Source organism: Pseudomonadota bacterium, from assembly GCA_039714795.1.
Classification (GTDB): Bacteria; Pseudomonadota; Alphaproteobacteria; order JAGOMX01; family JAGOMX01; genus JBDLIP01.
In genome coordinates this window covers 1-5749 of the sequence record JBDLIP010000108.1, presented here as the reverse complement: position 1 = coordinate 5749, position 5749 = coordinate 1, and the positions used below count along the sequence as shown (strand labels likewise).

Here is a 5749-nt window from a genome sequence, read left to right as displayed (position 1 = left end):
AGGCTATGACGATTTCTACAGGCAATATTGCCAAAGCAACTCTTCCAAAGACCTGGGGTTTGGTAATTGGCGCATGGCTGCTCATCTCTCTATTGTTGATAGTAGGACATTGCCTTTATTCCTGGCATGAATTGGCCCAGTCTCGGCTTGATTGGCTATCGTTGTTGCAGCAACGTCTCAACAAACGTGTAGAAGATACCAAGGACCTGTTGCATTCGATGGCCGCCCGGATCGAAGTTCTTGATCCTGAAGATACAAACAGCATTGAATTGGTGCTCAGCTCGACTTCTCAATTGACGCCCCCGCTTAAGCTCCCTGGAATTGCAACTTTGTTATGCTTCCCCGGGAATAATCTTACCTTGCAGGTAGGTCGTTTTGGGGTAGTGCATGGGAAATATAATCTTCCCATTGATGCCATCATGCATGCTCCAGCATTTACCTTAATGCAAGCCAAGGATGATCAGTTGATTTTTTTTAAGGGGGTTAGGCATTTGGGTCAAAGCAATAGCTTTATTGTGCTGCATTTGCCAATTGATGATTTAACCCAAGGTCACTCGTGGGGTTTTATCGATATGGCCGCTCCAGAAAAAAAACACTTGAGGCAAAAAATTGCTGAGCAAGCTTATGGGGTGCTTGAAGAATCCCTTAAAAAGTCCTTTGAGATAGCTCCAGGTTTTAGCAATTTTGTCAGGGTTGCAGATTCAAACTGGATTATCGTGCTAGCCAATTCATCAACAGAAAGTGTGTACGGGTTTATTGCCGGCAACAAATTTGCTTTCCTGCTGTATTTGTTGGGCTCGTTTGTGGTGGTTTTAGGGGTTACCTCATTGCAAAGGTTCAAACTGAACCAACCATTTCAAGATTGCAACGCCGAACGGATGGATTTTGCCAATCGGCTGAACACAGCCCTTGACCGGGGTAGTGCTAGTGAACTTGCCCGCAAGCGAGCAGTGCGACACCAGGAACTGACCGCTAACAACTACCAGCAGCAAAATAGCATTCATGCTAAGTTGCTGGATCGACAAACACTGATGCTTGACCAAGCCAAAGAATCAGCAGCAATGCTTACCGAAACCTTCACTGGAGAAAGTAAACTATCCTTAACAACGCCGTACTTAGCCCAGTTAGGACTTGATACTTGCCATACCCTTGAAAATGTTTTTACAGGCGTTTTTAACAATGCCTTTGCAACAATAAACGTGCAACAAATGCTGGATGAAATTAAGCAGTGCTTTTCAAGTGATATCTACCACAAGGCGTTGCAGGTGGATATTATCGCAAAACCGATTGACCCTTACATCAAAACCGATGCCTTGTTGCTACAGCTGTTACTGCTCAATGTGTTTGGTCGTAGTTTGGCCCGCCTGCCTCAGGATGCAAGCCTAGAAATTAGCATCGCTGGCGACCAAAAATTACTCAAGCTAACCTTTACCGATACCGGTTATGCTGATGAATATTCTCTCAAGCCAGACAATAATAGGATAGCCTTGCAAGCTCTGGTTCTTACCTGCCAACAGCTTGAGAAAATCGAGAATAAATTAGCGGCAACTTGCGCTAGGAATATAAACAAAGATGGTAATAACGAGACGGTTATCACATTACCTCGGCAGATTAAAGTTCCCGATCCCATTCTTGCCGGCAACGTTGTTAATCTGTTTGGAGACAAGTAGTGGGTATGGCGGGATTCCAATGTTAGCAGGAAGCTACAAAGTTTGTTGTCAATTGTCTCTGATGTTTATTTTTCTTGTACTGATTTCCCCGGTATTTATTACTCTGATGCTTGTCTGTCTTGCGATTCCTACGCAACCAAGTTTGGCTGTTTCGGAAAAACGGCAAGTTCCTGAAACCTGGAATCTCAAAGTCGCCATCAACAAAATCATTGGCCGGGGCGAGGAGAAAGCACAGATAGAGAAAATCTTGAACCAAGAGGGTAGAGTAGCCCTTGTCGGAGCTCCAGGGGTTGGGAAAACCTGCCTAGCCCTACACTATGCCAGACTGAAATACCAAGACTACAACATTGTTTGGGTTATCAACCTGGCCAATGATCTGAAATCCCAGTTGCTTGAGTTGCTAGTTGCCCTGGATAATTTGCCAAGGAACGCTTTAAGTAACCCTTTTCAAGGGGATGCATGCAAAACTGATCTTCACACGCAACTGCGAGACGTTTCCTCAAACCAGTTGATGTTTCTGGTCCGGGAAAAGTTAAGAAAGACCAATAAAACCTGGCTGTTAGTACTTGACGATGTTCGTAGCCGACAAACCCTTTATGACTTATTACCAGAAACGCATGGGGATCGGACCAAACATGTTTTGATCACTTCAAACAATACCAAAATATGTGAATCTGTCATCCCTTTAGGGGTTTTTACTGAAAGCGAGGCCTTAGCTTTCTTGCAACTCAAACTGACAAGAACGTACAAAAAAAGCTGCGTTGCAGGATCTAGCCAAGTTTCTTGAGTTGCATCCTTTTGTGCTTAACTTAGCTGTTGCCACCCTAAACAATGACAAATCTATTGACATTGAAGGCTACAAAAACCTATTCTCTCAGGCAGCAAAAAGGCTTTTCTCGAGAAAAAAAATGCGACTGGTAAACAATGATAGCGGAGAATACGATTGTGCGGCTCTTGAACAATCAACGACAATAACTCTGGAAAAGATCAGATCAGAAAACCAGCAGGCTTATTTGCTGGTTTGTCTGCTCTCTCTCCTTGATGCGGCAGACATCAGCTCAGCAATCATCAATCAGCTCAATCATGAAATAGGTCAACAAAATAGCCTGTTTTCACCCATTGCCGTACTGGTCCAACAATCACTGCTCAACTGCTATGACAATGGTAAAACCTCGTATTCAATGCACAAAATCTTGCGCCAGGTTATTCAAAGTAGCATTGATCAAGCAACGCATCAAAAAGTTTACCAGTTGGGGATACGTGCTTTCCATCAAATGCTTGATAGAGAAATTAGTAAAGTAGCGCAATTGTTTAGTGCAGATGCTAATTTACTACAGCACTTTTTGTTTTTTACCAAAAATGCCGACATTGAGCAATTGTCAGACAAAGAAAAATTGCTAAAGCTGCAAATTAAGATAATTTATTACAGCTGCTATTACCTAAGAGATTATCAGGGCTCAAGAGAACTTTATCACAGAGTAAAAAAAGATCTTGATAAGGCGAAGCTGGAGGACTTAGAACTTGCACGCCTGGCAAATCTTGGCAGTATGTTGGCGTTTACTGAGGGAAACTTGAGTATGGCAATTCAAGAAGCCTTGACTGCCAAAGATTACTTAAAAAATGTTCAAAGTGACGTTGGTAACAAAGAATTAGTCATGACCCTGACAAACAACTTGGGATTTTATTATCTGTTTCGTGGACAAATAGAAGAAACAGAGCAATTATTACAAGAATCAAAATCATTTTTAAAGCAGCAAAAAGACGATGAATCCATTGGCAGTTATAATTTTCTGCTCACTCAATATTGGATTGATAGGGGTGAGTTTGCAAACGCCCTCTCGACGCTAGCAAAAATTTTTGCAGTTATGCAGCGCAACAAACTTCTTAAGGACACCTTCGTTTTTGCAGATATTATCAAAGCCGATATTCTTAGCAGAATGAATAGCAAGAAAAGCGTAACAGCTGCTGAACTTGCTTATCGTAAAGCCTTCAACATCTACAAAACAGATGATAACGAAATGGTGGCTCGGAGTATTGTGGTGCTTATGAATGCAACCCCAGCCCACACCTCTCACCTTGCCAAGATTCAATCAGCTATCAAAACCTATGATGATTTTTATGGAGGTCCTGGGCGTAACAGACGTCAAGCTTTTGCCTATCAAGTTTTGGGGAATGTTTTTGTTGAGCTTGGCAAACTCTCTCAAGCTCTTGATGCTTACCAAGCATCAGAGGCAATTTATGAATCCGTGTTGCTGCACAAGCAGATTGATGAAGTCAGCTCACTCTACAAATCTCTGGCAATGCTCGGGATAGCTCTAAAAAAAGCAGCCATCACCCACAAGTACCTCAAGAAACAAATTATTCATTTTGGCGTGCAGCATCCACGTACAATAGATATCATGCGGTATTTGGACAGCAACGGACTGCCGCTACCGTTGTAACAGCCTGTACTTAAATAGCCTGATCAACGACCCAGTTGGCAAACCTGGTATCTATCTCACTTTCTTGATTTTGCGCCGAGTATAAATAAACTTGCCCTATCAGATCAAGCACATTTTCGACCGTCAAGCTGTGATCTTTGCTGCTAAGTATCTCTACGATTATCTTACTGCTATCGAGAAGCAATTGTGGCTCTGTAAAACGGATCGAGCTACCTTTTGGCTCAGGCGGGGCTGCTGCTGCTTCTGGCTCTGGGCCAATCAAATCAGTAATCGAACACTCTAAAGTCTTGGCAATAGCCCGTAGGTTTTCTGCACTAGGACGTTTAGACTGCCCGCGTAAAATATTGCGTACAGCACTCATACGTAATCCAGCTTTGCGTTCAAGGGCTGCAACAGACAGGTTTTTATCAAGCATACGCTCGCGTATTTGCTGTTGTAACCCCGCATTTACATCCGATTGTTCACTCATTGTTGATTCTCCACTATTGCCTATTGCAGTATCACTGTTTTAACATCCATCGGTAGATCCAGAGATATCCAAACAGATTATCTGCTACATTTACCATACACAAACACACAGTTAATTGATAAATAAGCCATAATTGCTGGAAATGCAAACCATTTATTACTCAGAAAACTCCGTTACAGGTTTTTCATGCAAACACCTTAAACAACCATAAGGGGGGCCAACAATGATTTCGGCATTAATGACAGTCTCAGGCAGGTTTCCATTACCGGGCTGCGTATTAGAAACATGCCCCAGCTGACCTTCGATGAAGACATTACTGCCTTTTTGCATAAATAGCTGCACGTACTCTTTTATTATTTCATCAATAATGATCACCTTGTGCTCCCGGCGCATTGGGCGTTGAATTCCACAAATATCACAGCAAAGATCACGAGTGACGACATCCAGCACAATGTGTTCATAAGTGGTTTTGGCTGCCATAATTTGTGGTTCGTCGTTGAGATAACCTATTAAACTAACACGATTCATCCTGATAACTCCTTTTGTTTTGTTGATAAATGCGCCACAGAGGTCAAAGACCCCTGTGGCTTTTGGGAGGGTAGGAATCCACGGCCACCACTATCAATACAATAGCACCTAAAAAGACAGTGGATTCCTGTTTTTGCTACAGCACGAAGCCATAGCAAAACTGGGAAATTGCAATATTGGTAGTTTGTTTTGTAGAAATATCTAAAAAACATGGGCCCAGGGGCCGAAACCCCAAGACCAACATGCCCCAAAACCCAGTAACGCCAACTTTGTTGCCGCTCCCACCATCCTTGACCACCAGCAACTACAAACTCAAGCCAAGACTCAACAAGCCAAGACTCAACAAGCCTTAAAACATAAGCTTGCAACTCATAATCACAACATAGACTAATAATATAACAATCAACAAAACGCTGCTGCTCGCAGGGCCATGACATAGGAGAGCCCCACAAGAAATTGTGGTGTTGTAGATAAGGATGGTGTACAGTGGCGTCAGCCATTACTTGATCTTCTCCAATAGATCGGGTTTTGGTCAGTGCCAAGGTGCGACACGAAGTTGCTTTTGAGAGTTGTTTCCACATGTTCATATGAGCATGGAGGGAACCGTCCGTGCTGCCGGACGAACCTAGGGGCATGAATAA

At 43.0% G+C, this 5749-nt stretch carries 6 protein-coding genes; 3 read left to right on the top strand and 3 right to left on the bottom strand.

Annotated features, from left to right (window positions below):
* From ABFQ95_07205 to ABFQ95_07195, 3 genes are all read left to right on the top strand, one after another.
* On the top strand, window positions 1–1670 hold a 1670-nt coding region (locus ABFQ95_07205; GenBank protein ID MEN8237308.1), incomplete at its 5' end, for a hypothetical protein.
* Between the two features lie 19 nt (window positions 1671–1689).
* Window positions 1690–2457, top strand: a complete 768-nt coding sequence (locus ABFQ95_07200; protein ID MEN8237307.1) for an ATP-binding protein — start codon at window positions 1690–1692, stop codon at window positions 2455–2457.
* 13 nt (window positions 2458–2470) lie between these two features.
* Entirely contained in the window at window positions 2471–4111 is a 1641-nt protein-coding gene (locus ABFQ95_07195) for a hypothetical protein (GenBank protein MEN8237306.1), read from the top strand.
* Window positions 4112–4121: 10 nt separating this feature from the next.
* Here the strand turns inward: ABFQ95_07195 and ABFQ95_07190 are convergent, their stop codons facing one another.
* From ABFQ95_07190 to ABFQ95_07180, 3 genes are all read right to left on the bottom strand, one after another.
* Complete coding sequence (locus ABFQ95_07190; protein ID MEN8237305.1) at window positions 4122–4580, bottom strand: helix-turn-helix transcriptional regulator; 459 nt, start codon at window positions 4578–4580, stop codon at window positions 4122–4124.
* Window positions 4581–4736: 156 nt separating this feature from the next.
* Window positions 4737–5108 carry a hypothetical protein gene (locus ABFQ95_07185; GenBank protein MEN8237304.1) on the bottom strand — a complete coding sequence of 124 codons (372 nt, stop codon included), beginning with the start codon at window positions 5106–5108 and terminating at the stop codon, window positions 4737–4739.
* Window positions 5105–5749, bottom strand: a 645-nt coding sequence (locus tag ABFQ95_07180; GenBank protein ID MEN8237303.1) for a hypothetical protein, incomplete at its 5' end; no start/stop codon positions are given. The genes ABFQ95_07180 and ABFQ95_07185, both read right to left, overlap by 4 nt.

What these genes read in the sequence shown, in the direction of transcription:
- ABFQ95_07185 (MEN8237304.1), bottom strand. Translation starts at nt 5,108, where the DNA reads ATGAATCGTGTTAGTTTAATAGGTTATCTCAACGACGAACCACAAATT.
- ABFQ95_07190 (MEN8237305.1), bottom strand. Translation starts at nt 4,580, where the DNA reads ATGAGTGAACAATCGGATGTAAATGCGGGGTTACAACAGCAAATACGC.
- ABFQ95_07200 (MEN8237307.1), top strand. Translation starts at nt 1,690, where the DNA reads ATGTTAGCAGGAAGCTACAAAGTTTGTTGTCAATTGTCTCTGATGTTT.